General features: G+C 68.2%; 17 protein-coding genes. 5 read left to right on the plus strand and 12 right to left on the minus strand.

Annotated elements, in window-relative coordinates; translation table 11 throughout:
- Positions 1–22: 22 nt before the first annotated feature.
- The 3 genes from mscK to DMO17_RS02135 form a co-directional block, all read right to left on the minus strand.
- Entirely contained in the window at positions 23–3,358 is a 3,336-nt protein-coding gene (mscK, locus tag DMO17_RS02125) for a mechanosensitive channel MscK (RefSeq protein ID WP_110680653.1), read from the minus strand.
- A gap of 136 nt (positions 3,359–3,494) precedes the next feature.
- Entirely contained in the window at positions 3,495–5,243 is a 1,749-nt protein-coding gene (locus DMO17_RS02130) for a potassium/proton antiporter (RefSeq protein ID WP_110680654.1), read from the minus strand.
- Positions 5,244–5,385: 142 nt separating this feature from the next.
- Positions 5,386–7,188, minus strand: a complete 1,803-nt coding sequence (locus tag DMO17_RS02135; protein WP_110680655.1) for an acyl-CoA dehydrogenase — start codon at positions 7,186–7,188, stop codon at positions 5,386–5,388.
- A gap of 159 nt (positions 7,189–7,347) precedes the next feature.
- Here DMO17_RS02135 and DMO17_RS02140 point away from each other — a divergent pair, with 159 nt between their 5' ends.
- Positions 7,348–8,184 carry a 23S rRNA (adenine(2030)-N(6))-methyltransferase RlmJ gene (locus DMO17_RS02140; RefSeq protein WP_110680656.1) on the plus strand — a complete coding sequence of 279 codons (837 nt, stop codon included), beginning with the start codon at positions 7,348–7,350 and terminating at the stop codon, positions 8,182–8,184.
- A gap of 42 nt (positions 8,185–8,226) precedes the next feature.
- Here DMO17_RS02140 and DMO17_RS19795 read toward each other — a convergent pair whose 3' ends face one another.
- Genes DMO17_RS19795 through DMO17_RS02155 form a run of 3 tightly spaced genes read right to left on the minus strand, consistent with a single transcriptional unit; the run spans position 8,227 to position 11,198 of the window.
- Entirely contained in the window at positions 8,227–9,285 is a 1,059-nt protein-coding gene (locus DMO17_RS19795) for a methyl-accepting chemotaxis protein (protein ID WP_146224889.1), read from the minus strand.
- A 51-nt stretch (positions 9,286–9,336) separates the two neighbouring features.
- Positions 9,337–10,593, minus strand: a complete 1,257-nt coding sequence (locus tag DMO17_RS02150) for an HD-GYP domain-containing protein (protein WP_110680657.1) — start codon at positions 10,591–10,593, stop codon at positions 9,337–9,339.
- 35 nt (positions 10,594–10,628) lie between these two features.
- Positions 10,629–11,198 (minus strand): PadR family transcriptional regulator, encoded by a 570-nt coding sequence (locus tag DMO17_RS02155; RefSeq protein ID WP_110680658.1) that lies wholly within the window; start codon positions 11,196–11,198, stop codon positions 10,629–10,631.
- 118 nt (positions 11,199–11,316) lie between these two features.
- Here DMO17_RS02155 and DMO17_RS02160 point away from each other — a divergent pair, with 118 nt between their 5' ends.
- Positions 11,317–12,972, plus strand: a complete 1,656-nt coding sequence (locus tag DMO17_RS02160; RefSeq protein ID WP_110680659.1) for a phytoene desaturase family protein — start codon at positions 11,317–11,319, stop codon at positions 12,970–12,972.
- A gap of 14 nt (positions 12,973–12,986) precedes the next feature.
- On the opposite strand, the gene DMO17_RS02165 is transcribed toward DMO17_RS02160, so the two are convergent.
- The 3 genes from DMO17_RS02165 to DMO17_RS02175 form a co-directional block, all read right to left on the minus strand.
- Positions 12,987–13,178, minus strand: a complete 192-nt coding sequence (locus DMO17_RS02165; protein WP_110680660.1) for a putative motility protein — start codon at positions 13,176–13,178, stop codon at positions 12,987–12,989.
- 32 nt (positions 13,179–13,210) lie between these two features.
- A complete protein-coding gene (gene msrA, locus DMO17_RS02170) occupies positions 13,211–13,858 on the minus strand; it encodes a peptide-methionine (S)-S-oxide reductase MsrA (RefSeq protein WP_110680661.1) in 648 nt (215 codons plus the stop codon).
- A gap of 118 nt (positions 13,859–13,976) precedes the next feature.
- Entirely contained in the window at positions 13,977–16,670 is a 2,694-nt protein-coding gene (locus DMO17_RS02175) for a bifunctional diguanylate cyclase/phosphodiesterase (protein WP_110680662.1), read from the minus strand.
- A 78-nt stretch (positions 16,671–16,748) separates the two neighbouring features.
- Here DMO17_RS02175 and DMO17_RS02180 point away from each other — a divergent pair, with 78 nt between their 5' ends.
- A complete protein-coding gene (locus DMO17_RS02180; protein ID WP_110680663.1) occupies positions 16,749–17,279 on the plus strand; it encodes a hypothetical protein in 531 nt (176 codons plus the stop codon).
- On the opposite strand, the gene DMO17_RS02185 is transcribed toward DMO17_RS02180, so the two are convergent.
- The 3 genes from DMO17_RS02185 to aceE all read right to left on the minus strand — a co-directional run bounded on the left by DMO17_RS02185 (position 17,245) and on the right by aceE (position 21,895).
- Complete coding sequence (locus DMO17_RS02185) at positions 17,245–17,448, minus strand: hypothetical protein (RefSeq protein WP_110680664.1); 204 nt, start codon at positions 17,446–17,448, stop codon at positions 17,245–17,247. The two genes, DMO17_RS02180 and DMO17_RS02185, sit on opposite strands and share 35 nt — an antisense overlap.
- A gap of 137 nt (positions 17,449–17,585) precedes the next feature.
- Complete coding sequence (aceF, locus tag DMO17_RS02190) at positions 17,586–19,238, minus strand: dihydrolipoyllysine-residue acetyltransferase (RefSeq protein ID WP_110680665.1); 1,653 nt, start codon at positions 19,236–19,238, stop codon at positions 17,586–17,588.
- Positions 19,239–19,249: 11 nt separating this feature from the next.
- Positions 19,250–21,895, minus strand: a complete 2,646-nt coding sequence (gene aceE / locus DMO17_RS02195; RefSeq protein ID WP_110680666.1) for a pyruvate dehydrogenase (acetyl-transferring), homodimeric type — start codon at positions 21,893–21,895, stop codon at positions 19,250–19,252.
- 244 nt (positions 21,896–22,139) lie between these two features.
- Here aceE and glnE point away from each other — a divergent pair, with 244 nt between their 5' ends.
- Positions 22,140–25,043 (plus strand): bifunctional [glutamate--ammonia ligase]-adenylyl-L-tyrosine phosphorylase/[glutamate--ammonia-ligase] adenylyltransferase, encoded by a 2,904-nt coding sequence (glnE, locus tag DMO17_RS02200; protein WP_110680667.1) that lies wholly within the window; start codon positions 22,140–22,142, stop codon positions 25,041–25,043.
- 40 nt (positions 25,044–25,083) lie between these two features.
- Positions 25,084–26,007 (plus strand): branched-chain amino acid transaminase, encoded by a 924-nt coding sequence (locus DMO17_RS02205; protein ID WP_110680668.1) that lies wholly within the window; start codon positions 25,084–25,086, stop codon positions 26,005–26,007.
- Positions 26,008–26,036 lie beyond the last annotated feature (29 nt).

The following is a 26,036-nucleotide window of genomic DNA, read 5'->3' on the forward strand; positions in this document are numbered from 1 at the left end:
TGTCGTGGGCCGTCCAGCGCCGCTATTCCTCGTCCAGCGCCGCCGGCGCGTCGGGCTTGCCGTCCTGGCCGGCGCTCTGCGGCTTGTTCTGGAGCAGCCGATACTCGCCGCCTTCCAGGTTCTTCACATGCACTTCGAGCTGGCGGAAGGAGATGTCGATGCCCTGCTTCTTGAACTCGCGGTCGATGAAGCGGTTGATCTCGTCGATCGCCGGATTGCGGTCGCCGAGGTCGCGCACGTGGACGCGCAGCTCATGGTTGAGGGTGCTCTCGCCGAAGGTCAGGAAGTACACCAGCGGCTCCGGCTCGCGCAGTACCCGCGGGTTCTCCCGGGCCGCCTGCAGCAGCAGCTTGCGCACCAGCTCCAGGTCCGAGCCGTAGCCGACGCCGATCTGGATGGTGACGCGTGTGACGGTGTCGGTCAGCGACCAGTTGACCAGCTGGCCGGTGATGAAGGTCTTGTTCGGGACGATGATTTCCTTGCGGTCGAAGTCGGTGATGGTGGTGGCGCGGATGCGGATGCGGCTGACCGTGCCGGACAGGTTGCCGATGGTGACCACGTCGCCGATGCGCACCGGGCGCTCGAACAGGATGATCAGGCCGGAGATGAAGTTGGCGAAGATCTCCTGCAGGCCGAAGCCGAGGCCCACCGAGAGTGCCGCCACCAGCCACTGCAGCTTGTCCCAGCTGACGCCGAGGGCCGACAGGGTGGCCACCGCGCCGATGCCGCTGATGGCATAGGACAGCAGGGTGGTGGTGGCGTAGGCGCTGCCCTGCGCCAGCTTCAGGCGCGACAGCACCAGCACCTCGAGCAGACCCGGCAGGTTGCTGGCCAGGGCCACGGTGATGGCCAGGATGATCAGGCCGCCGAGCAGGTCGAGCAGGCTGATCGGTACCATGCTCACGGCCTCGCCGCTGCCGCTGCTGTACTCGTACAGGGTGATGTTGTCGAGGTAGGTGAACACGCCGATCAGGTCGGCCCAGACCCAGTACAGGCAGGCGATGAAACCGCCCATCAGGGCCAGGCGCATCAGGCGCAGGGACTGCTGGTTGACCTGCTCGATGTCCAGGGTCGGCTCTTCCTGCGGTGCCTCGCCCTCCGGGCCTTCCTTGGGCTGCGCCTGGCGCTTGGCCAGGGCGCGGGCATAGGCCAGGCGCCGTGCGGCCACGGCCAGGCCGCGCTCGACGGCGGCCTCCAGCACCAGCCAGAAGATCAGCAGGTAGAGGGTGTCGATCAGGCGGTCGGTGAGCTTGAGCGCGGTGTAGTAGTAGCCGAAGCCCACCGCGACGATCAGGCCGATGGGCAGCGCGGTGAAGGCCAGGCCGATCAGCAGGCGGAACGGCGAGCTGTTCTCGCGCATCGGCCCGGACAGCAGCAGGCGGCTGAGCAGCCAGGCCATCAGGGCGAAGCCGGAGAGCACCACGAAGATGCCGATCACGTCGTCGGCCAGCACTGCCGGCTGGTGCTCGGCCACGGTGACCACCGCCACCAGGGCCAGTACCACCATGCCCAGGCGGCGCACCTGGGTACGCAGGTAGGCCACCAGCGGGCGGGTCCAGCGGAAGTGCAGTTCGGCCACGCCGCCCGGGGCGAGGATGCGGTACAGGGTGTAGAACACCAGCCAGGCCTGGGCCATCTCCAGCAGGGCGCTGCCGAGGGTGGCGTTCTGCCCGCGGGCGTCGATCAGCAGGGCCAGGCCGCAGAGGGCGAGGAACAGGGTCACCGGCAGGGCCAGCAGCACGTTGAGGAGGATCGCCAGCGGGGTATGCAGCTGGCTGTCGCGCTTGTAGTGGCCGATGTCCTCGTGCAGCGCCTGCAGCTTGCCGAACAGCCAGCTGCGCCGCCACAGCAGGGCGCCGATCACCAGCAGCAGCGGGATGAACAGCCAGGGCCGGTCGAGCAGGCCGGCGCCCAGCTCGCGCACGCCGGAGCCCCAGGGCATGGCCGCCAGCTGGCGTTCCAGCAGGTGCGGCACCTGCTTCAGCCAGGCCAGGTCCAGCGGCTTGTTGCTGGGAATCCAGAACATCTGCTCGTCGAGGGTGGCGCGCAGGCTGCTGATGGTGTCCTGCAGCTGCTTCTGGTTGAGCTGCAGGGTGATGGACTCGTTGAGCAGGGCGTTGAGCTCACGGTTCATCCGTTCCAGCAGCTCGCTGCGGGTGGTGGCCAGCTCCAGCAGGGTGCGGCGCAGCTCGGGGGTGACCTGCTCGGCGGGCTGGTCGGCGAGCAGACCGTCGACGTAGTCCTGCAGGTTGCCCAGCTTGTCGCGCTGCTGGTTCAGCTCGAACTGGTAGAGACGGATGTCGGCGATCTCGTCGGCCAGGTTGCGGTCCAGCTGCAGCTTGGGCAGGCCTTCCTTCTGCTGGTAGAGGATGCGCGCCAGCAGCAGGCTGCCGCGCAGCACGTCGATCTGCTCGTCCAGGGCCTGGTCAGCCTGGTTGACGCTGTCCAGCTGCTGCTTGGTCTCCAGGTTCTGCCGGGTCAGCTCGTTGAGCCGCTCGGTGGCGCGCAGCAGGTAGTCGGAAATCTTCAGGTTGGCCGCGCTTTCCCTGGCCAGCAGGCTGTCCGGGGTGGCCTTCTCGGCCTCGCGCGAGAGTTCGGCGACGGTCTGTTCCGAGCTCTCGCGGCGCTTGTCGCTGATCAGTGCCTGCAGGTCCAGGCTCTCCTGCTCCAGGCGGCGGATGCGTTCCTGCAGCAGCTCATGGCGGGCGCTGCCGAGGTCCTGCAGCAGGCTGTTGCCGGCCAGCTCCTGGCGGCGCAGCTCGGTCTGCGCCTCCAGCTGCGCCAGTTCGGCACCCAGCTGGTCGCGCTGCTCGGCGGACAGTGGCTTGCCGGCCTCCTTGCCGACCTTGAGCAGGTTGTTGATCTGCAGGCTGCGGCTCTGGTTGGCGCTGATTTCCGCCTGGGCCCGCTCCGGGCGGGTCTGCGCGGTGATCAGCAGGCTGTTGGCCTCGGCCAGCTCCTGTTGCCAGCTGCTCAGCTGGCTGCTGCGCTCGGCGAGCATCTGCTCCAGCTGCGGCACGCTGGACTTGGCGTAGCGCTTGGCCACCTCGACCGGCGCGGTGGCCTTGAGGCGGTTCAGCTCGCGCTGCGCCGCGGCGATCAGGGTCGGGGCATCGCGCAGCTGGCGCTTGAGCGCCTCCAGCTTCTGCTGGCTGTCGTCACGCCCGGCGAGCAGCGCCAGGGTCTGCTCCAGGCGCGCCTGCAGGGCCTTGTGCTCGGCCTCCGGCAGCTTGCGCTCGGCGAGCTGGTCCAGGCTCTGCTGCACTTGCGCGCTGCTCGGCGGCTCGGCGGCGAAGGAAGGGAGGGTGATGCTGCAGCCAAGCAGCAGGCTGAGGACGAGGGGACGGAGGAAAGGCATGGTCGCTATCGCGGCTCGGTAAAAAGAATGCGGCTAATGATATGCCAGGCGGGCAGTCGTTGCCGCCAAGCATGGCTCAGAGTCGTGCGCCCCTTGGCCAGTGGCTGCGCCGCGGGCTTGCCGCGGCGGCGGACGCTCAGAGGAACAGGCCGGGGCCGGGCTTGCCCTGGCCTTCGGGGAATCTGACGCCGACCTTGCGCACCTTGTTCCCTTCCATCAGCGCCACGGTCCAGGTCAGGCCGTTCCACTCCACCTGGTCGCCCACCACAGGCTCGCCGCCGATCTCGTGGGCGATGAAGCGGCCCAGCGCCTGGCTGCCGTCCTCCTCGCCGAGCTTGAGGCCGTACAGGGTGGCGATGGCGGCGAGCTGGGCGTCGCCCTCCAGCACGAAGTCGCCGAAGAAGCGCAGATCCAGGCCGCGCTGCGGCGCCTGGCTGAACAGCTTGCCGAGGGCCGGCAGGTCGTGTTCGTGGCCGACCACGCAGAGGATGTCGCCGGCATCCAGGGTGGTGCTGCCGGACGGGTGCAGCAGTTCTTCGCCGCGGAACAGCGCGGCCACGCGGGTGCCCTCGGGCATCTTCAGTTCGCGCAGCGGCGCGCCGATGCACCATTTTTCCGCGCCGAGGCGGTAGACGAACAGCTCCCACTGGCTGGTCGGATGGATCTCCAGTCCGGCGCGCGAGATCGGTGCCGGGTCTGGCGGTACCGTCACCTTCATCAGCTTGGCCGCCCAGGGCAGGCTGGTGCCCTGCAGCAGCAGCGAGACCAGGACGATGAAGAAGGCCACGTTGAAGAACAGCTGGGCGTTGTCCAGCCCGGCCATCAACGGGAACACGGCCAGGATGATCGGCACCGCACCGCGTAGGCCGACCCAGGCGATGAAGGCCTTCTCGCGGTCATGGAAGGCACGGAATGGCAGCAGGCCGAGGAAGATCGACAACGGTCGGGCGAACAGGATCATCCACAGCGCCAGGCCCAGGGCCGGCAGGGCGATGGGCAGCAGCTCGCGCGGGGTGACCAGCAGGCCGAGCACCAGGAACATACCGATCTGCGACAGCCAGGTCAGGCCATCGAGCATGTGCAGGATGCCGTGGCGCGAGCGGATCGGCTGGTTGCCCAGCAGCAGGCCGCACAGGTAGATGGCGAGGATGCCGCTGCCGCCGACGGCGTTGGTGATGGCGAAGATGATCAGGCCGCCGCTGACCACCAGCAGCGGATAGAGGCCGCCGGCCAGGCTGATGCGGTTGACCAGTTGCAGCAGCAGCCAGCCGCCGCCGAGGCCAAACAGACCGCCGAGGCCGAACTGCTGCAGCAGTTGCACGGCGAAGCTCCAGCTGAAGCCGGCCTGGCCCTTGATCAGCATGTCGATCAGGGTGACGGTGAGGAACACCGCCATCGGGTCGTTGCTGCCGGACTCGATCTCCAGGGTGGCGCTGACCCGCTCGTTGAGCCCGCGCCCGCCGAGCAGGGAAAACACCGCGGCGGCGTCGGTGGAGCCGACGATGGCGCCGATCAGCAGGCCTTCCAGCCAGTGCAGGTTGAACAGCCAGGCGGCGGCCACGCCGGTCAGTCCGGCGGTGACCAGCACGCCGAGGGTGGCCAGCGACAGCGACGGCCACAGGGCCACGCGGAAACTGGAGACGCGGGTGCGCATGCCGCCGTCGAGGAGGATTACCGCCAGCGCCAGGTTGCCCACCAGGTAGGCGGTGGAATAGTCGTTGAAGACGATGCCGCCGGGGCCGTCGACGCCGGCCAGCATGCCGACGGCGAGGAAGATCACCAGAATCGGGATGCCGAAGCGCGAGCCGAATGCACTGACCAGGATGCTCATGCCCACCAGCAGCGCACCGATCAGAAACAGGCTGTTGATGGCGCTGGCGTCCAAGGCTTACTCCGGGGCAGAGGGGGCGGGTGGGGCGCCTCTGAGCATGCAGAGGTCATGCCGGATTCTAACCCGTGCCTTCGCGCCGCTGTCAAAGAAAAACGCCCCGCGATTGCGGGGCGTTCTTCGCAGCCAAATCAGAGACTTAGAACCAGGCGTCGCGCATGCCCAGGCAGGTGTCGTCGCGCGCTTCGAGGATGTTCAGCTCGTGCTGGCAGCTCGGCACTTCCCAGGTCAGGAAGTAGCGCGCGGCCTGCAGCTTGCCGCGGTAGAAGTCGGCGTCGGCCGGGTTGCCGTTCGCCAGGCCTTCCTCGGCGCGGATCGCCTGTTCCAGCCAGCGCCAGCCGATCACCGCGTGGCCGAAGGCCTTGAGGTACAGCGCGGAGTTGGCCAGGCCCTGGTTGACCTTGCCGGCCAGCAGGTCGCCGAGCAGGGCCAGGGTCACGCCGCCGAGGCGTTGCACCAGTTGCTCCAGCGGCTGGCGCAGGCGGTCCAGCGAGTCGAACTGGCTGGCGCGCTGGCAGGTGGCCTGGATCAGCGCCATCAGCTGCTTGAGGGCGGCGCCGCCGTTCATCGACACCTTGCGCCCGAGCAGGTCGAGCGACTGGATGCCGTGGGTGCCTTCGTGGATGGGGTTGAGGCGGTTGTCGCGGTAGTACTGCTCCACCGGGTACTCGCGGGTGTAGCCGTGGCCGCCGAGGATCTGGATGGCCAGCTCGTTGGCCTTCAGGCAGAACTCCGAGGGCCAGGATTTGACGATCGGAGTGAGCAGGTCGAGCAGCTCCAGGGCCTTCCTGCGCTCCTCTTCGGTGGCCAGGGTCTGGGTGTCGTCGAACAGCCGCGCGGCGTACAGGCCGAGGTCAAAGGCGCCTTCGACGTAGGCCTTCTGGGTCAGCAGCATGCGGCGCACGTCGGCGTGCTCGACGATGGAAATCTGCGGGCTGCTCGGGTCCTTGCCATCCGCGTGGCGCCCCTGTGGGCGGTTGCGCGCATAGTCCAGCGAATACAGGTAGCCGGCGTAGCCGAGCATGATCGCGCCCATGCCGACGCCGATGCGCGCCTCGTTCATCATCTGGAACATGTAGGACAGGCCGTGGTGCGGCTTGCCCACCAGGTAGCCGACGCACTCGCCGTTGTCGCCGAAGTTCAGCGCGGTGGAGGTGGTGCCGCGCCAGCCCATCTTGTGGAACAGGCCGGCCAGGGTCACGTCGTTGCGCGCGCCCAGCGAGCCGTCCGCGTTGACATGGAACTTGGGCACCAGGAACAGGCTGATGCCCTTCACCCCGGGCGGGGCGTCCGGCAGCTTGGCCAGCACCATGTGCACGATGTTCTCGGAGATCGGCTGGTCGCCGCCGGAGATGAAGATCTTGTTGCCCTTGATCCGGTAGCTGCCGTCGGCGTGCGGCTCGGCCTTGGTGCGGATATCCGACAGCGAGGAACCTGCATGCGGCTCGGTCAGGCACATGGTGCCGAAGAAGCGGCCGTCGATGATCGGCTGCAGGTAGCGGGCCTTCTGCTCGTCATTGCCGAAGGCTTCGATCAGGTTGGCCACGCCCATGGTCAGCATCGAGTAGGAGCTGGTGGCGATGTTGGCCGACTGGAAGTGGGCGAAGCAGGCCTGCGACAGCAGGTTGGGCAGCTGCATGCCGCCGTACTCGAAGTCGCGGGTGGCGTTGAGGAAGCCGGCCTCGTGGAAGGCGCGCAGGGCCGGCTCGACCTCGGGGATCAGCACCGCGGCGCCGTCCACATACTGCGGCTCGTGCTCGTCGTTCTTGCGGTTGTGCGGGGCGAACAGCTCCTCGGCGATACCGCGGGCGGTAGCGATGGCCGCGTCGAAGGTCTCGCGGTTGTGCTCGGCGAAGCGCTCGCGCTGGGTCAGGGCTTCGGCGTCGAGCACTTCGTAGAGCTCGAAGGCCAGGTTGCGGGAACTGAGCAGGGACTCGGACATGAAGAACGTCTCCGGTGGGATCTTCTCGGAGTCTAGAGTTGTGAATAGAGCGCGCCTAGCAAGATTCATCGCCCTGATGCCGGGCTAGAAACTGCTCGCGTCGTCCCTTCGAGCTACAATTCGCGCCCCGCTTCAGGTCCTGCTCCAGGTAATGCGCCCATGAACTACCGCCACGCCTTCCATGCCGGCAACCATGCCGACGTGCTCAAGCACCTCGTCATCAGCCGCATCATCGCCCTGCTGTCGCGCAAGGAGGCGCCCTTCGCCTACCTCGACAGCCATGCCGGCGTCGGCCTCTATGACCTGCAGGGCGACCAGGCGACCCGCACTGGCGAGTGGCTGGAGGGCATCGGCCGCCTGTGGGAGGCCAGCGACCGGCCCGAAGCCACCGCCGATTATTTCGGCGTGCTGCACGACCTCAATCCGGACGGTGCGCTGCGCTACTACCCCGGCTCGCCCGAACTGGCGCGCCAGCTGACCCGCGAGCAGGACCGCGTATTGCTCAACGAGAAGCACCCGGAAGACGGCCGGCTGCTCAAGGACAACATGAAGGGCGACCATCGCGTGGCCGTGCACCTGGGCGAAGGCTGGCACGTGCCGCGCGCCCTGCTGCCGGTGGCGGAGAAGCGCGCGCTGCTGCTGATCGACCCGCCGTTCGAGAAGGCCGACGAGCTGGAGCGTTGCGTCGCCGCGCTGGACGAGGCCATCGGCCGCATGCGTCAGACGGTGGTGGCGATCTGGTACCCGATCAAGGACGAGCGTCAGCTCAGGCGTTTCTACCAGGCGTTGGGCAAATCCAGCGCGCCCAAGCTGCTGCGCGCCGAGCTGTTCGTCCACCCGGCGGACGACGCCAGCCGCCTGGCCGGTTCCGGCCTGGCCATCGCCAACGCGCCCTGGGGCCTGGAAGACGAACTCAAGCAGCTGTTGCCCTGGCTGGCCGGCAAGCTGGCGCAGAGCCAGGGCGACTTTCGTCTGGACTGGCTGATCGCCGAGTAAGCGTCCGCTTGCCGCAACCGGCGTCTGTCCGCCCCTGAGGTGCTAGCGGCCCTCGGGTTGCGTGGCGTCGGCGGCCTGCTGCTGCAGCTGCCCGGCCAGCTCGGCCAGGCGCCGCTCCTGTTCGTCCAGCTGATGTAGCACGCCGTCCGTCTCGTCCGTCGCCGGGGCGAGGGCGGTGGCCTGCTGCGCCAGTGCCTGCAGCAGTCCGTACAGCTGCTCGGCGCCCGCCCGGGCCGCGGCCTGTTGCTCGGCGAGGCTCGCCAGCTGGGCGGCGATCTGCCGGCTGGCCTCCTCCTCGTCCTGCCGGTCACGCCGGGCCAGTTGCCCGGCCTGCGTCGCCGTGTCTTGCAGGGCTTCGAGCATGCCGGCCAGCGTGCTGCGGATGGCCTGGGAGAAGTCGGTGGAGCGGCTGGAAAGGGCGCGCACCTCGTCGGCGACCACGGCGAAGCCGCGCCCGCTGTCGCCGGCCCGCGCCGCCTCGATGGCGGCATTCAGGGCCAGCAGGTTGGTCTGCTTGGCGATGGCGTCCATGTCGTCGGTGGCGCGCAGGATGGTTTCGCCCTGCTGGGTGATGGCGAGCATCCGCTCGGCCAGCTCGCCGGCCTGCTCGCGGCTCTGGCGCAGGTCGGCGGTCAGGCCGGCAAGGGCCTGGCTTGCCTCTGCGCCGTTGCTGCCTGCGGTGGCTGGCAGCAGATACTGCTGGGCGCCGTGGACCTGCTGTTCGAGCTGTTCGCGCAGGGCCTGCCGCTGCTGTTGCTGGGTGTCGGCCTGCACCGCCAGTTGCTGGCGCAGGCGGGCGAGCAGGGCGAGGCGCTGCTCGTGCTGGGCGGCGAGGTCCGCAGCCAGCGGGGCGATCCAGGCGGCCGGCGGGTTGGCGCTGCTGCGCGGTTGCATCAGCGCGCGCCAGTGGGTGGCGGTGGCCAGGGCGGGCAGCAGGCCGAGGCTCAGGCAGACGCCGCAGAACAGGCAGATCCACAGCGGCAGGCCGCCCCAGGCGCCGAGGCCGACCAGCAGCCAGGGCGACACCTGCAGCGCCAGGGCGGTGGGGCTGAAGGCCCTGGGTGGTATGTCGTGGAGGTCGGAGAAGCGCGGGTTGTGCATGGGCCGGTTCTACTTCGGGTGGGCGGCGGGCGTCCGCAGAGTCTAGGCGGATTATTTTCCGCGCTGGCGCGGGTCGACGTAATAGGTCAGTTGCTGGCGCGGATTGAGGTATTCCAGGGCCTCCGCCGGCAGTTGCGCCGGGCGCAGGCTGCGGGCGATGGCCAGCCCGGGTTCCTGTTCCAGGTTGACGATCAGCGCCTCGGCCTTGGGGATGCTCGGCTCGTAGAGGATCAGCGTGGGCCGCAGCGGCAGGCTCGGGTGCATGGCCAGGACCAGGGCGTAGCGCTGGTCTTCCAGCTGCACCAGGCTGCCCGGCGGGTACACGCCCATGCCGCGGATGAAGGCCTTCAGCGCCACCTCGTCGAAGCGTTCGCGCTGCTGCTTGAACAGCAGCGCCAGGGCCTCGTGCGGACTCAGGGCCGCGCGCGGGTCGGGCGGGTTGCACAGGTTGTCGAAGGCGTTGGCGATGCTCACCACCCGGCTCAGGCGGCCGATGGCCGCCTCGCGCAGGCCCTTGGGGTAGCCGCTGCCATCGCAGTACTCGTGGTGCTCCTGGATGATCCGCAGCACCTCGTCGTCGAGCATCAGCTCGTGGCCGCGGCGCACGCCGAAGTCCACGTGCAGTTGCAGCAGCTGCTGCTCGGGGCGGGTCAGCGGCTCGGTCTTGAGCAGTACCTTGCTCGGCACCTCCAGCTTGCCCATGTCGTGCAGCAGCGCGCCGAGGCCCAGGCTGTGGCAGGCCTCGCCGTCGTAGCCGAGCTGGCGGCCGAGCATCACCGACAGCACGGTGACGTTGAGCGGGTGGAAATAGGCGTCGTCGGCGGCCTTGCCGTTGATGCTGTGCAGCGCCGCGCCGTCCTCGCCGAGCAGTGCCTCGACCAGCTCGCGGACTATCTCGCCGGCCAGCTTGAGGGCGTCTTCCGGCTGGTTGCGCAGGGCCTGGTTGAGCGATTTCACCCGCTGGCTGGCCTGGACGAACGTGCGGTCGACCTCGGCCAGGCGCTTGCGCAGGGCGCCGAGCTTGGCTGCGCGGGCCTGGCGCGCCAGCTCCTCGGGGCTGGGCGGTGGCGACTCGGGGGCGGCGGGCTCCGTGTCTAGCGGAGCCAGGGGCAGCGGCGCGCAGTCGCTGCGCGCCGGCTCGTAGCGCAGCTGCTTGAGTCCCAGCGCGCGCAGGGCCTGGAGCTGCGCGGCGTCCTTGATCTTGAAGCTGCTGAAGGCGAAGTTGTGCTCCCACCAGCTCAGGTCGAGGTGGACATACAGGCCCACGCACAGCTGGTCGGGCGTGATGTAGAGGGTGGCTGCGGGCATGCCGGACTCGGGGCTGCTGGCTTATTGATGGCAGTCTAGCGTGGCGCCGGCCCGCCGGCGATGGCGCTTGCCGCGCTGCCCAGCTCCGCTTCCACCTCGGCCGCCCAGGCCAGCCAGGACTGCTCGCCGAGGATGCCGCGGCGCAGGGTCAGGTAGGGCAGGCGCAGGGCCTGGCGCTGTTCGGTGGGCAGGGCCTGGTAGTCGCGCTCGATGGCCAGCAGGCTGTCCAGGGTCTTGCGGTGCACGGCCACATGCCGCTGCATTTCCTCGCGCAGGTTGGCGGTCGAGGTGTGCGCGCCGCCGAACAGCTTCACCAGCAGCGCGTCGTTGATCTTGTTCGGCTGCACCGGCTCGCCCAGCCAGCGCAGCAGCTCGGCGTGGCCGGCGGCGGTGAGGCGGTAGACCTTCTTGTCCGGGCGGGTCTCCTGGGCCTGCGCCTCGCAGTCCAGCCAGCCGGCCTCGTTGAGTTTCTTGAGTTCCTGGTAGACCTGCTGGTGCTTGGCGTTCCAGAAGTAGCCGAGGCCCTCCTTGAAGCGCTTGAGCAGGTCGTAGCCGCTGCCGGGTTCGCTTTCCAGGAGGATGAGGATGGCGTGCTTGAGCGACATGGACGAACTCGGCGAGGACGGTGCGCCGCAGTATACGGATTATGCAAAGAGTTGCATGGTGGTGAGCTGCTGCTATTATGCAAAAACTTGCATAACAACAATGACGCAGGAACCTTCCATGAAACGCACCGGTACCCGCTTCCGCCCGCGCCTTGCGGCCAACCACTACGACGCCATCGTCATCGGCTCCGGCATCGGCGGCCTTACCGCCGCCGCGTTGCTGAGCAAGCTGGGCAAGCGCGTATGCGTGCTGGAGCAGCACTACACGGCCGGCGGCTACACCCACAGCTACGAGCGCGAGGGCTACGAGTGGGACGTGGGCGTGCACTACATCGGCGAGGTGCACAAGCCCTGGTCGGTGATCCGCCGGGTGTTCGACGTGATCAGCGACGGCAAGCTGGAGTGGGCGCCGATGGATGCGCACTACGACCGTATCGTCATCGGTGAGCAGAGCTACGACTACGTGGCCGGCCGCGACGAGTTCAAGACTGAGATGAAGCGCCACTTCCCCGCCGAGTCGGCGGCCATCGACCGCTACGTCGAGCTGCTCAGCGAGGTCAGCGCGCGGGTGCCGCGCTTCTTCGCCGGCCAGGCCCTGCCGCGTTCGCTCGGCATGCTCTACGCCAGGCTGCGCCGCCTGTGGCTGCCGGCCTACTTCTTCAAGAGCACCCGCGAGGTGCTGGAAGGCCTGACCAGCAACCAGGAGCTGATCGGCGTGCTCACCGCCCAGTGGGGTGACTACGGCCTGCCGCCGGCGCAGGCGGCCTTCGTCATGCATGCGATGGTGGCCAAGCACTACATCACCGGCGGCAACTACCCGGTGGGCGGCGCGATCAGGATTTCCGAGACCATCATCCCGCTGATCGAGGCGGCCGGCGGCAACGTCTTCACCTATGCCGGCGTGGACAGGATCCTGGTGGAGAACGGGCGCGCCGTGGGCGTGCGCCTGCACAAGGACGGTTTCGAGATCCGCGCGCCGCAGATCGTCAGCTGCGCCGGCCTGGTGCCGACCTACACCCGCCTGCTGGAGCCGCAGGTGGCCGAGGCGCACGGCCTGCTGGCGCCGCTGCGGCAGGTGAAACTGTCGGCGGCGACCCTGTGCCTGTACGCCGGTTTCAGGGGCAGCGCCGTCGAGCTGGGCCTGCCGAAGACCAACTACTGGGTCTACCCGAGCCATGACCACGACCACAACGTGAGCAGCTTCGAGAGCGGGCAGAACCCGGCCATGCCACTGATCTACATCAGCTTCCCCTCGGCCAAGGACCCCAGCTGGGACGCGCACTACCCGCACAAGGCAACGGTGGAGATCGTCGCGCCGACCCTGCCGCAGTGGTTCGCGCCGTGGAAGGGCAGCACCTGGGGCAAGCGCGGCGCCGACTACGAGGCGTTCAAGGCGCAGCTCACCGAGCAGCTGCTGGAGACCCTCTACCGCCACCAGCCGCAGCTGCGCGGCGCGCTGGACTTCTGCGAGCTGGCCACGCCGCTGTCCACCGAGTGGTTCCAGTGGAACGAGCAGGGCGAGATCTACGGTATCGACCACACGGTGCAGCGCTTCGACCAGCACTGGATCCACAGCCAGACGCCGATCAAGGGCCTCTACCTGACCGGTGCCGACACCGTCACCGCCGGCGTCGGCGGCGCGCTGATGGCCGGCGTGCTGACGGCCACGCGCATGCTGGGCTGGCGCGGATACAAGGTGACCAGGTTGCTGAAGGGCTGGAAGGCCAATGCAATAGTGGCTGGAGATCAGGCCGCCGCCAGCCAGCAGACCTGATGGGGCTGCGACGGCTAGACCGTCACATCGATGCTGTTGCCCAGGTTGGGCGGATTGCTCGGCGTGCTGGCCGGCGTGGCGGCCTGGACCAGGCCGCTGGCGTTCGCGGCCTGCAGCTCCAGGGTCTTGCGCAGGAGCAGCAGCGAGGCGAGGGCGGAAGCCTGGGCCGCCGCCTGTGCGGAGATCTGGCTGGTGTTCAGCTCCATGGTGCTTCTCCCGGTTCGTCTCGCGGCGGCACTCAGCCCGGCAGGCACACGCCGGTGCCGCCCAGGCCGCAGTAGCCGCCGGGGTTCTTGGCCAGGTATTGCTGGTGGTAGGCCTCGGCATAGTAGAACGGCGGGGCGTCGGCGATCTCGGTGGTGATGGCGCCGAAGCCGGCCTTCTTCAGTTCGGCCTGGAACTGCGCCTGGCTGGCTTCGGCAGCGACGCGCTGGGCAGCGTCGAAGCAGTAGATGGCCGAGCGGTACTGGGTGCCGATGTCGTTGCCCTGGCGCATGCCCTGGGTCGGGTTGTGCGCTTCCCAGAAGACCTTCAGAAGCTGCTCGTAGGAGGTCAGCTGCGGGTCGAACACCACCAGCACCACCTCGGTATGGCCGGTCAGGCCGGAGCAGACTTCCTCGTAGGTCGGGTTCGGCGTATGGCCGCCGGCATAGCCGACGGCGGTGCTCCACACGCCCGGCTGTTGCCAGAAACGCCGCTCGGCGCCCCAGAAGCAACCGAGGCCGAACACTGCCTGTTGCAGGCCGGCGGGGAAGGGGCCCCGCAGCGGGTTGCCGTTGACATGATGGGCGGCCGGGACTGCCAGGGGTTCGGCCCGGCCCGGCAGGGCCTGCTCGGCGCTGGGCAGTTCGAGCTTGTGGGCGAGGATTTGCGAGCGCAGGACCATGATCTGTTCCCCGTGATGGCGATGAGGGCGGGGGATAGCTTACCCCGACATGGGGGGTAGACGGCGGGGGCGGGCAAAAATTACAGCACCCGCTCGGGTGAACGGGCGAGGGGAGAGCTCAGGCGCCGCGGCAGGGGTAGCGACGCAGGCTGCCGACCAGCTCGCGGCCGGGGATCGGCCGGTCGAACAGGTAACCCTGGCCGACGTCGCACTGCTGGCGGCGGAGGAAGGCCAGCTGGGCGGCGGTCTCGATGCCCTCGGCGACCACCTTGAGCTTGAGGTTGTGGGCCATGGCGATCACCGCCGAGGTGATCTCCATGTCGTCCTGATTCTCCGGGATGTCCTTGATGAAGCTGCGGTCGATCTTGATCACGTCGATGGGGAACTTCTTCAGGTAGCTCAGCGAGGAATAGCCGGTGCCGAAGTCGTCCATCGCCAGGGTCAGGCCCAGGGCCTTGAGGCGTGCCACCTGCTGGCGGGTATCGTCGTTGCCTTCCAGCAGCAGGCTCTCGGTCAGCTCCACTTCCAGCAGGTGGGCCGGCAGCTGCTCCTCGGCGAGGATGGTGGCGATCGAGCCGACCAGGTCGGGGTCGGTGAACTGCTTGGCCGACAGGTTGATCGCCACCTGCACCTGGCCCATGCCCAGCGCGGCCAGTTCCAGGCTGGCGCGGCAGGCCTGGCGTACCACCCACTTGCCGATGGGGATGATCAGGCCGGTCTCCTCGGCCACGCTGATGAACTGCTCCGGGCTGATCATGCCCTTCTCCGGGTGCTGCCAGCGCAGCAGGGCCTCCAGGCCGACCAGCTGGCCGCTCTTCAGGCACAGCTTGGGCTGGTAGTAGACCTCCAGCTCGTTCTGGGTCAGGGCGCGGCGCAGGTTGTTCTCGACGAACAGCTTGTAGTTGGCCTCGGCGTTGAGCGCCTCGGTAAACATCTGCACCTGATGCTTGCCGTTGGCCTTGGCCTTGTGCAGGGCCAGGCCGGCGTGCTTCATCAGCAGGTGCGGATCGTCGCCGTGGGCCGGCGCGCAGGCCAGGCCGACCGAGCCGCTGACGCTGATCAGCTGGTTGTCGACGAACAGCGGCTTGTCCAGGGTGCCGAGCAGTTCCTGGGCGCGCTGCAGGCTGCTCTCCGGCTCGGCGCCATCGAGCAGCACGGCGAACTCGTTGCCGGCGAAGCGCGCCAGGCTGGTGTTCTGCCCCAGGCTGTTGCGCAGGCGCCGGGCCAGGTTGGCCAGCAGCTTGTCGCCGGTCTGGTGGCCGAGGCTGTCGTTGATCCGCTTGAAGTTGTCGATGTCCACCAGCAGCAGGCTGAAGGCCTGGCCGTCGCGGCGGGCGAAGCGCTCCTCCAGGCAGCGGATGAAGTAGGGGCGGTTGCCCAGGCCGGTGAGGTTGTCACTGTAGGCCAGGCGCTCGATGCGCTGCTGGGCCAGCTTGCTCTGGGTGATGTCTTCGTAGATGCCGATGTAGTGGGTCAGCTCGCCGTCGTCGTTGTACACCTTGGAGATCGACAGCTGGCCCCAGTAGGGCTCCAGGTTCTTGCGCCGGCTGCGCAGCTCGCCCTGCCAGCTGCTGCGCTCGGCCAGCCCGGCCTGGGCGTCGAACAGCAGGTCGCCGAGGTTCTCCAGCGCCGGCAGCTGGGAGATGCGCCGGCCCTGCACTTCCTCGGCGCCGTACTGGGTGATGGCGGTGAAGCTGGGGTTGACGTACTGCACCAGGCCGTCGCGGTCGAACAGCAGGAAGGCGCTGGCGCTCTGCTCGACGGCGCGCTGGAACAGGAACAGGGCGCTGGTGGCGTCGCGCCGCTGCTGGTTGCTCATGACCTGGGCGAACTGGTCGGCCAGTTCGCCGGCGAAGGCGATCTCGTCGGCCTGCCAGGTGCGCGGCGGGCCGATGTGCTCCAGGCACAGCACGCCGACCACCTCGCCGCCGAGGCGGATGCTGGCGTCGAGTATGGCGCCGATGCCCAGTGGCTTGAGGTAGCTGCGCGCCAGTTCGCTGGTGCGCGAGTCGCGCTGGGCGTTGTGCGCGTCGATGGCGCGGCCGCTGTGCAGGGCGTCGAGGTAGCGCGGGAACTGGCGCGCATCGATGGGCGCCGGCAGCTCGTGGCGCTCGATGTCGCGGCGGTACAGGGCGACCGGCTCCAGGCGCTCGTCGCGCAGGTGCCAGATGCTGGCACGGGCGACCTCGTAGGTTTCGCAGGCAGCCTGGGTGATCAGCTCGGCGGCCTCGCGCAGCGGGTCGAGGGCGTTGTAGCGATGCCGGGCCAGGCGCACGATCAGGCTCTGCTGGGCGCGCGAGCGGATCAGGTGCTGCAGGTGCTCCTCCTGGGCGTGCTGGTACAGCTCCAGGGAAGTCTTGAGCTTTTGGTTCTGCTCCTCCAGCGCCTGCAGGCGCTCCTCGACCAGGGCCTGCTCGGGCTCGGTGCAGACCAGCAGGTAGCCGCGCAGCAGCTGGCGGCCGCGCTGCTGGAAGGGTTCGCCGATCTCCAGCAGGTGCAGGGCGCCATTGGGCGTGTGCAGGCGGTAGCGCACCGAGTAGTGGGCCGCGCTCAGCAGCTGCAGCTGGATTTCGTCGTGCAGGCGGTAGCGCGCCTCGGGTTCCATCAGGCTGGCGTAGGGCGAGTCGAGCAGGGCGCAGAGCTCGCCGGCACTGACGCCGAGCTGGCGCTCGCAGGCCGGGTCGAGGAACAGCAGGGTCCAGCTGGGTTCGTTGATGCGTTCGAAGCGCAACATGCCCAGGCGTGACGGCACCGGCAACTGCGTCACAACCTCGGCCGCCGAACGGCTGGCGGCATCGGGATGGCTTTTCATCGAACGACTGGCTTCCAGTATGCTGCCTGGGGCAGGCTAGGGTCTGTCACATCTACCAACGTCGAGCAAGGGTGCATCATGCGGCTGGGACTGACAAGAAGACTGAGCGGGTTGCTGTTGTTGCTGAGCCTGGGCAGCGCCGCCCCGGCGCAGGCCAGCGAAGCCCAGCTGAGCGGAGAGGAGCAGGCACGCTACCTGGCCGACCTCAAGCGGCTGTATCTGACCAAGGACGAGCGCAAGGCGCTGCTGGCGCACAGCAACGCGCTGCTCGACACCTACGCCCTGCGTGCCGGCTACCAGCTGGGCAAGGCCCCGGCGCAGCGCAGCGACCTGCGCTACCAGCTGAGCATCGCCGGCCCCGGCGAGCTGCTGGTGCGCCAGGAAACCCGCGCGGAACACGCCAACAGCCTGGCGGTGAGCAACCGGCGCCTGTCGGTGTTCGGCCTCGATCCCTACATCCACTACGACTGTCCGGTCGGCGGCATCACCTGCGTGCTGAGCAGCCCGGCCGACGGCAGCCCGTGGATCACCGTGCTGCGCGACCACCAGGGCGCCGAGGACCTGGCCAAGGCGATCAGCTTCCTGATTCGCAATCTGCAGAAGAACTGAGCGGCCTGCCGCAGCGCAGCGGCAAGAGGCCGCGGCGCTGGTCGTTCAGGGCGGCTTCCTGAGCCAGGCGCAGCGCCTCTTCCTCGCTGCTGCAGGCGATGAAGTACTGGTTGAGGTAGAGCCGCCACTGCGGCTGCTCGGCTGTCGGTGCGACGACGCGGATCTGCATGGCCTGGCCTCCGGTAACCTGCACAGGCTAGCACTTGGCCATTATCGTCGCGTGTCACTGCCCGCATAAAAAAGCCCCGCCAGGTGGCGGGGCCGAGGGGGAGAGGCGTCGATGCCTCCAAAGCACAGCGTGGTTCGTTACAGCAGCAGGGTGCGGATATCGCCCAGCACGTCGCTCAGGCGCTTGGTGAAGCGCGCGGCGGCGGCCCCGTTGATCACCCGGTGGTCATAGGACAGCGACAGCGGCAGCATCAGGCGCGGCTGGAAGGCCTTGCCGTCCCATACTGGCTGCATGGTCGCCTTGCTCACCCCGAGGATCGCCACTTCCGGCGCGTTGACGATCGGCGTGAAGCCGGTGCCGCCGATATGGCCGAGGCTGGAGATGGTGAAGCAGGCGCCCTGCATGGCGTCCGCCGACAGCTTCTTGCTGCGCGCCTTCTCCGCCAGTTCGGCGGCCTCGGCGGCCAGCTGCAGCAGGCTCTTCTGGTCGACGTCGCGGATCACCGGGACCAGCAGGCCATCCGGGGTGTCCACGGCGAAGCCGATATGCACATAGCCCTTGCGAATGAGTGCCTTGCCGGACGGGGCCAGCGAGCTGTTGAAGTCCGGCAGCTCCTTGAGCAGGTGGGCGCAGGCCTTGAGCAGCAGCGGCAGCACGGTCAGCTTGACCCCGGCCTTCTCCGCCACCGCCTTCTGCGCCACGCGGAAGGCTTCCAGCTCGGTGATGTCGGCGCTGTCGAACTGGGTCACGTGCGGCACGTTGAGCCAGCTGCGGTGCAGGTTGGCGGCGCCGACCTGCATCAGGCGGGTCATCGGCACCTCTTCGACCGGGCCGAACTTGCTGAAGTCCACTTCCGGGATCGGCGGGATGCCGGCACCGCCGGTGGCGCCGGCGGCCGGGGCCTCCTTGGCCTTCTGCAGCATGGCCTTGACGTAGTTCTGCACGTCTTCCTTGAGGATGCGGCCTTTCGGGCCGGTGCCCGGCACGGCGGCCAGGTCGACGCCGAACTCGCGGGCAGTCATGCGTACCGCCGGGCCGGCGTGCACCTTGCTGCCGTCACGCACAGGCGGCGTCACGGCGGCAGCGGCGGCGGCCAGGGCGGCGATGGCGCCAACCTCGGCGGCCACCTCGGGCTTGGCGCCCGGCGGAGTGCGATGCACCGGCTCGCTTGCCGGTGCCGGGGCGGCCGCGGGGGCTGCAGCAGCCTCATTGGCGCCGCCTGCCACGCGCAGCTTGAGGATCAGGTCGCCGGTGCCGACTTCGGCGTCCAGCTTGACCACGACTTCCTCCACCACGCCGGCGGCCGGCGCGGGGATTTCCATGCTGGCCTTGTCCGACTCCAGGGTGATCAGCGACTGGTCGGCCTCGATGGTATCGCCAGCTTTGACCAGCACCTCGATGACCTTGACCTTGCCACTGGTGCCGATGTCCGGCACGTGCACGTCCTGCACGCTGGCGGCGGCAGGGGCCGCTGCCGGCGCTGCAGCGGGCGCCGCTTCCGCGGCCTTGGGCGCCTCGGCCGCGACGGCAGCCGCGGCGGGCTCGGCGGCCGGGGTAGCGCCCTCGACTTCCAGCACCAGCAGCTCGTCGCCTTCCTTGAGGCGGTCGCCCAGCTTGACCTTCAGTTCCTTGATCACCCCGGCCTTGGGCACAGGGACTTCCATGGAGGCCTTGTCGGACTCCAGGGTCAGGATGCTCTGCTCGGCCTCGACGCGGTCGCCGACCTTGACCAGCAGTTCAATGACCTCGCCTTCACCGCCGAGGTCGGGTACGCGAATCAACTCACTCATCGCTACGCTCCTTAGCAGTCCAGGGGATTGGCTTTTTCAGGGTCGATGCCGAACTTGGCGATGGCATCGGCCAGCACCTTGGCTTCGATCTCGCCACGGTCGACCAGCGCTTCGAGCGCGGCCAGGACCACCCAGTAACGGTCCACCTCGAAGAAGTGGCGCAGCTTCTTGCGGCTGTCGCTGCGGCCGAAGCCGTCGGTGCCGAGCACCTTGTACTCCTTGCTGGGCACCCACTGGCGCACCTGCTCGGCGAACAGCTTCATGTAGTCGGTGGAGGCGACCACCGGGCCCTTGCGCCCGGTGAGGCATTCCTGGATGAACGCCTGCTTGGGCTTCTGCCCCGGGTGCAGGCGGTTCCAGCGCTCCACGGCCAGGCCGTCGCGGCGAAGTTCGTTGAAGCTGGTGACGCTCCACACGTCCGAGCCGATGTTGAACTCGTCGCGCAGGATCTTCGCCGCCTCGCGCACTTCGCGCAGGATGGTGCCCGAACCCAGCAGCTGCACGTGGTGGGCGGCCTCCTTCTTGTCCTCTTCGAGCAGGTACATGCCCTTGATGATGCCTTCCTCGGTACCGGCCGGCAGGGCCGGCTGCTGGTAGGACTCGTTCATCACGGTGATGTAGTAGAAGACGTTCTGCTGCTGCTCGATCATCTCCTTGATGCCGTGGCGGATGATCACCGCCAGCTCGTAGCCGTAGGTCGGGTCGTAGGTGCGGCAGTTGGGGATGGTCGCGGCCATGATGTGGCTGTGGCCGTCCTCGTGCTGCAGGCCTTCGCCGTTCAGCGTGGTGCGGCCGGCGGTACCGCCGATCAGGAAGCCACGGGCGCGGCTGTCGCCGGCGGCCCAGGCCAGGTCGCCGATACGCTGGAAGCCGAACATCGAGTAGAAGATGTAGAACGGCAGCATCGGCTGGTTGTGCGTGGAGTAGGAAGTACCGGCGGCGATCCAGCTGGACATGGCGCCGGCCTCGTTGATGCCTTCCTCGAGGATCTGGCCCTTCTTGTCCTCGCGATAGAACATCACCTGGTCCTTGTCCACCGGCTCATACAGCTGGCCGACCGAGGAGTAGATGCCGAGCTGGCGGAACATGCCTTCCATGCCGAAGGTGCGCGCTTCATCCGGCACGATGGGCACGATGCGCGCGCCCAGGTCCTTGTCCTTGACCAGCTGCGAGAGGATGCGCACGAAGGCCATGGTGGTGGAGATGTCGCGGTCACCGGTGCCGTCGAGGATGGCCTTGAGGGTGTCCAGCGGCGGGGTCGGGATGCTGAAGCTCTGCGTGCGGCGCTGCGGCACGAAGCCGCCGAGGGCCGCGCGGCGCTCGTGCAGGTACTTGTATTCCGGGCTGCCCGGCTCGGCCTTGACGAAGGGCAGGCTCTCCAGCTCGTCGTCCTTGACCGGGATGTCGAAGCGGTCGCGGAATTTCTTCAGGCTGTCGATATCGACTTTCTTGGTGTTGTGCGCGGTGTTCTTCGCCTCGCCGGCACCGGTACCGTAGCCCTTGATGGTCTTGGCCAGGACCACGGTCGGCTGGCCCTTGTGGTTCACCGCCTGGTGGTAGGCCGCGTACATCTTGTACGGGTCGTGGCCGCCGCGGTTGAGGTTCCAGATTTCCTGGTCGGAGAGGTCCTTGACCATCTCCTTCAGCTCGGGGCTGTTGAAGAAGTGCTCGCGCACGTAGGCCCCGTCCTTGGCCTTGTAGTTCTGGTACTCGCCGTCGATCACCTCGTCCATGCGGCGTTGCAGGATGCCGTCCTTGTCCTTGGCCAGCAGCGGGTCCCAGAAGCGGCCCCAGACCACCTTGTTGACGTTCCATTCGGCGCCGCGGAACACGCCTTCGAGTTCCTGGATGATCTTGCCGTTGCCGCGCACCGGGCCGTCCAGGCGCTGCAGGTTGCAGTTGATGACGAAGATCAGGTTGTCCAGCTTCTCGCGGCCGGCCAGGGAGATGGCGCCGAGGGATTCCGGCTCGTCGCACTCGCCGTCGCCCATGAAGCACCAGACCTTCTGCTTGCCGGCGGGGATGAAGCCGCGGCTTTCCAGGTACTTCATGAAGCGTGCCTGGTAGATGGCCTGGATCGGGCCGAGGCCCATGGACACGGTGGGGAACTGCCAGAAGTCCGGCATCAGCCAGGGGTGCGGGTAGGAGGACAGGCCCTTGCCGTCGACTTCGCGGCGGAAGTTGTTCATCTGCTCTTCGCTGATGCGTCCCTCGAGGAAGGCACGGGCGTAGATGCCGGGGCTGGCGTGGCCCTGGAAGAAGATCAGGTCGCCGCCGTGTTCTTCGGTCGGGGCCTGGAAGAAGTAGTTGAAGCCGATGTCGTAGAGCGTCGCGCTGGAGGCGAAGCTGGAGATGTGACCGCCCAGGTCGGGGTCCTGCAGGTTGGTGCGCATCACCATGGCCAGCGCGTTCCAGCGCACCAGCGAGCGGATTCGCCGCTCCATGAACAGGTCGCCGGGCATGCGTGCCTCATGGCCGACCGGGATGGTGTTGCGGTAGGGCGTGGTGATCGCATAGGGCAGCTGGGTGCCACTGCGGGTGGCCAGTTCACCCATGCGGGTCAGCAGGTAGTGGGCGCGTTTCTCGCCCTCCTTGTCGAGGACGGACTCGAGGGCGTCCAGCCATTCCTGGGTTTCGACGGGATCGAGGTCTTGCATGGCTTGCTCCAGGGCGGAAAGGCTTCCAGAATCGGAGGCCTGGGCTCGTGCACGCTTTTTGGGCGGGCTACGTGAAGTCGTGGTCGACCAGAGTGCTCATGGTCGCTTTTGTAGTTTTACTACATTTCGATGGCGCCTGTAGAGTCCGGGACACATTCTTTAGTAGTAAAACTACAGTTTTCTCTGGAAGGGCAGTGGCGCCTGGGTGGATTCGGGGCGGGCTACCCGTCCCCAAGGATAGACCATGAGCCTGCCGCCACTGGCCGCCCTGCCGGCCCCCCTGCAAGCCCTCGCCGAACGCGCCGCCACGCTGCTGCCCGCCGACTGGCCGGCGCCGCGCGCGGAGGCGTTGCGGCGGCTCTGCGCGCTCAGCGACTTCGTCTTCGAGCAGGCCGTGCGCGATCCCGGGCTGCTGCCGGCGCTGGGGGCGAGTGGCGAGCTGGAGCGACGCTTCGCCGCCGGGGAGCTGCGCGCGCAGTTGCAGGCCCTGCTGCAGGACTGCGCCGACGAGGACGAGCTGGGCCGGCGCCTGCGCCGCTTCCGCAACCGCCAGCAGCTGCGCATCATCTGGCGCGACCTGACCCGCCAGGCCGACCTGGGCGAGACCTGTGGCGACCTTTCCGACCTGGCCGATGCCTGCATCGACGGCGCTTACCAGTGGCTCTACCCGCGCCACTGCGAACAGTTCGGTACGCCGATCGGCCGCCGCAGCGGTCAGCCGCAGCACCTGGTGATCCTCGGCATGGGCAAGCTCGGTGCCCACGAGCTGAACCTGTCCTCGGACATCGACCTGATCTTCGGCTACCCCGAGGGTGGCGAGACCGAGGGGGTCAAGCGCGCGCTGGACAACCAGGAGTTCTTCACCCGCCTGGGGCAACGGCTGATCAAGGCGCTGGACGCCATCACCGTCGACGGCTTCGTGTTCCGCGTCGACATGCGCTTGCGCCCCTATGGCTCGGCCGGCGCCCTGGTGCTCAGCTTCAATGCCCTGGAGCAGTACTACCAGGACCAGGGCCGCGACTGGGAACGCTACGCCATGATCAAGGCGCGCGTGGTCGGTGGCGACCAGGCCGCCGGCCGGCAGCTGCTGGAGATGCTGCGGCCCTTCGTCTATCGGCGCTACCTGGACTTCTCCGCCATCGAGGCGCTGCGCGCCATGAAGCAGCTGATCCAGCAGGAAGTGCGGCGCAAGGGCATGAGCGACAACGTCAAGCTCGGCTCGGGCGGCATCCGCGAGGTGGAATTCATCGCCCAGGCCTTCCAGCTGATCCACGGCGGGCGCGACCTCAGCCTGCAGCAGCGGCCGCTGCTCAAGGTGCTGGAAACCCTGGAGGGCCAGGGTTACCTGCCGCCGGCGGTGGTCGCCGAGATGCAGCAGGGCTACCGCTTCCTGCGCTACACCGAGCATGCCCTGCAGGCCATCGCCGACCGCCAGACGCAGATGCTGCCGGACAGCGACCTCGACCGCGCGCGGGTGGCCTGCATCATGGGCTTCGCCGACTGGGCGAGCTTCCATGAGCGCCTGATGCACTGGCGTGGGCGCATCGAGTGGCACTTCCGCCAGGTCATTGCAGACCCCGACGACGAGGAGGGCGGCGAGGCCGAGAGCTGCATCGGCGGCGAGTGGCTGCCGCTGTGGGAGGAGGCGCTGGAGCCGGACATGGCCGTGCGTCAGCTGGCCGAGGCCGGTTTTGCCGAGCCGGCGGCCGCCCTCAAGCGCCTGATCGACCTGCGCGGCGGCAGCCAGGTGCGCACCATGCAGCGCCTCGGGCGCGAACGCCTGGACGCCTTCGTCCCGCGCCTGCTGGCGCAGGCGGTGGAGCACGCCAATCCCGATCTGGTGCTGGAGCGCGTGCTGCCGCTGGTGGAGGCGGTGGCGCGGCGTTCGGCCTACCTGGTGCTGCTCACCGAGAACCCCGGCGCCCTGCAGCGGCTGATGACGCTGTGCGCGGCCAGCCCGTGGATCGCCGAGCAGATCACCCGCTTCCCGCTGCTGCTCGACGAGCTGCTCAACGAGGGCCGCCTGTTCAAGCCGCCGCTGGCGCCGGAGCTGGCCGCCGAGCTGCGCGAACGCCTGACGCGCATCCCCGAGGACGATCTGGAGCAGCAGATGGAGGCCCTGCGCCACTTCAAGCTGGCCCACGGCCTGCGCGTGGCCGCCTCGGAGATCGCCGGCACATTGCCGCTGATGAAGGTCTCGGACTACCTGACCTGGCTGGCCGAGGCCATCCTCGACCAGGTGCTGGCCCTGGCCTGGCGCCAGACCGTGGCCAAGTACGGCACTCCGCGGCGCGCCGACGGCAGCCTGTGCGACCCGGACTTCATCATCGTCGGCTACGGCAAGGTCGGTGGCCTGGAGCTGGGCCACGGCTCGGACCTGGATCTGGTGTTCATCCACGACGGCGACTCGCAGGCCGAGACCGACGGCGCCAAGCCGATCGATGGCGCGCAGTTCTTCGCCCGCCTGGGCCAGCGCATCATCCACCTGCTGACCACCCAGACCACCTCCGGCCAGCTCTACGAGGTGGATATGCGCCTGCGGCCCTCGGGGGCGGCGGGCCTGCTGGTCAGCTCGCTCGGCGCTTTCCAGCGCTACCAGGAGAGCGAGGCCTGGACCTGGGAGCACCAGGCCCTGGTGCGCGCCCGCGTGCTGGCCGGCTGCGGCCGGGTGGCCGAAGGCTTCGAGCGGGTCCGTGCGGCGATCCTCGAACGCGAGCGCGACCCGGCCAAGCTGCAGGCGGAAGTCAGCGAGATGCGCGCCAAGATGCGCGACAACCTGGGCACCCCGGCGACCGCCGCCGGCACCGCGGAAAACGCCTTCGACGCCGCGGCTTCCTTCGATCTGAAGCAGGACGCCGGTGGTATCGTCGATATCGAATTTATGGTGCAATACGCGGCCCTGGCGTGGTCAGGGCGGCATCCCGAGCTGCACCGCTACACCGACAACATCCGCATTCTCGACGGCCTGCGCGATGCTGGGCTGCTGCCCGCCGCGGACGTCGAGCTGCTGCAGGAGGCCTACAAGGCCTATCGCTCCGCCGCCCACCGGCAGGCGTTGCAGAAGCAGCCGGGCAAGGTCGGCGGCGACCAGTTCGCCGCCGAACGCCGAAGCGTCATGCGCCTGTGGCGCGCGCTGGGCCTGAGCTGACCCGCGAATCGAATGAAACGAACACTGAGGAGTGGTAAAGATGTCGATGTCCGACCGTGATGGCGTGATCTGGTACGACGGCGAGCTGGTGCCGTGGCGCGACGCCACCACCCACGTACTGACCCACACCCTGCACTACGGCATGGGCGTGTTCGAGGGCGTGCGCGCCTACAACACCCCGGACGGCACCGCCATCTTCCGCCTGCAGGCCCACACCGACCGCCTGTTCGACTCGGCGCACATCTTCAACATGCAGATCCCCTTCTCCAAGGAAGAGATCAACGAGGCGCAGCGCGCCGCCGTCCGTGAGAACGGCCTGGAAAGCGCCTACCTGCGCCCGATGGTGTTCTTCGGCAGCGAGGGCATGGGCCTGCGCGCCTCGGGCCTCAAGGTGCACGTGATAGTCGCGGCCTGGAACTGGGGCGCCTACATGGGCGAGGAAGCGCTGCAGAGCGGCATCAAGGTGCGCACCAGCTCCTACACCCGCCACCACGTCAACATCTCCATGACCCGCGCCAAGGCCAACGGCAACTACATCAACTCGATGCTGGCCCTGCAGGAAGCCATCTCCGGCGGCGCCGACGAGGCCATGCTGCTGGACCCGGAAGGCTACGTGGCCGAAGGCTCCGGCGAGAACATCTTCCTGGTCAAGGACGGCGTGGTGTACACCCCGGAAGTGACCTCCTGCCTCAACGGCATCACGCGCAGCACCATCCTCACCCTGGCTGCCGAGCACGGCATCAAGGTGGTGGAGAAGCGCATCACCCGCGACGAGGTGTACATCGCCGACGAGGCCTTCTTCACCGGCACCGCCGCCGAAGTCACGCCGATCCGCGAAGTGGATGGCCGGCAGATCGGCGCCGGCCGCCGCGGCCCGGTCACCGAGAAGCTGCAGAAGGCCTACTTCGACCTGGTCACCGGCAAGACCAGCGCCCACGCCGAGTGGCGCACGCTGGTCAAGTGAGCGGACGCTGAAGCCTGATAGGGGAGGCC

Source organism: Aquipseudomonas alcaligenes (assembly GCF_003205495.1).
Classification (GTDB): Bacteria; Pseudomonadota; Gammaproteobacteria; order Pseudomonadales; family Pseudomonadaceae; genus Aquipseudomonas; species Aquipseudomonas alcaligenes_B.

What these genes read in the sequence shown, in the direction of transcription:
- DMO17_RS19795 (WP_146224889.1), bottom strand. Translation starts at nt 9,285, where the DNA reads ATGCACAACCCGCGCTTCTCCGACCTCCACGACATACCACCCAGGGCC.
- DMO17_RS02180 (WP_110680663.1), top strand. Translation starts at nt 16,749, where the DNA reads ATGCGGCTGGGACTGACAAGAAGACTGAGCGGGTTGCTGTTGTTGCTG.
- DMO17_RS02185 (WP_110680664.1), bottom strand. Translation starts at nt 17,448, where the DNA reads ATGCAGATCCGCGTCGTCGCACCGACAGCCGAGCAGCCGCAGTGGCGG.
- DMO17_RS02150 (WP_110680657.1), bottom strand. Translation starts at nt 10,593, where the DNA reads ATGCCCGCAGCCACCCTCTACATCACGCCCGACCAGCTGTGCGTGGGC.
- DMO17_RS02175 (WP_110680662.1), bottom strand. Translation starts at nt 16,670, where the DNA reads ATGAAAAGCCATCCCGATGCCGCCAGCCGTTCGGCGGCCGAGGTTGTG.
- aceF (WP_110680665.1), bottom strand. Translation starts at nt 19,238, where the DNA reads ATGAGTGAGTTGATTCGCGTACCCGACCTCGGCGGTGAAGGCGAGGTC.
- DMO17_RS02205 (WP_110680668.1), top strand. Translation starts at nt 25,084, where the DNA reads ATGTCGATGTCCGACCGTGATGGCGTGATCTGGTACGACGGCGAGCTG.
- glnE (WP_110680667.1), top strand. Translation starts at nt 22,140, where the DNA reads ATGAGCCTGCCGCCACTGGCCGCCCTGCCGGCCCCCCTGCAAGCCCTC.
- mscK (WP_110680653.1), bottom strand. Translation starts at nt 3,358, where the DNA reads ATGCCTTTCCTCCGTCCCCTCGTCCTCAGCCTGCTGCTTGGCTGCAGC.
- DMO17_RS02135 (WP_110680655.1), bottom strand. Translation starts at nt 7,188, where the DNA reads ATGTCCGAGTCCCTGCTCAGTTCCCGCAACCTGGCCTTCGAGCTCTAC.
- DMO17_RS02160 (WP_110680659.1), top strand. Translation starts at nt 11,317, where the DNA reads ATGAAACGCACCGGTACCCGCTTCCGCCCGCGCCTTGCGGCCAACCAC.
- DMO17_RS02165 (WP_110680660.1), bottom strand. Translation starts at nt 13,178, where the DNA reads ATGGAGCTGAACACCAGCCAGATCTCCGCACAGGCGGCGGCCCAGGCT.
- msrA (WP_110680661.1), bottom strand. Translation starts at nt 13,858, where the DNA reads ATGGTCCTGCGCTCGCAAATCCTCGCCCACAAGCTCGAACTGCCCAGC.
- DMO17_RS02140 (WP_110680656.1), top strand. Translation starts at nt 7,348, where the DNA reads ATGAACTACCGCCACGCCTTCCATGCCGGCAACCATGCCGACGTGCTC.
- DMO17_RS02155 (WP_110680658.1), bottom strand. Translation starts at nt 11,198, where the DNA reads ATGTCGCTCAAGCACGCCATCCTCATCCTCCTGGAAAGCGAACCCGGC.
- aceE (WP_110680666.1), bottom strand. Translation starts at nt 21,895, where the DNA reads ATGCAAGACCTCGATCCCGTCGAAACCCAGGAATGGCTGGACGCCCTC.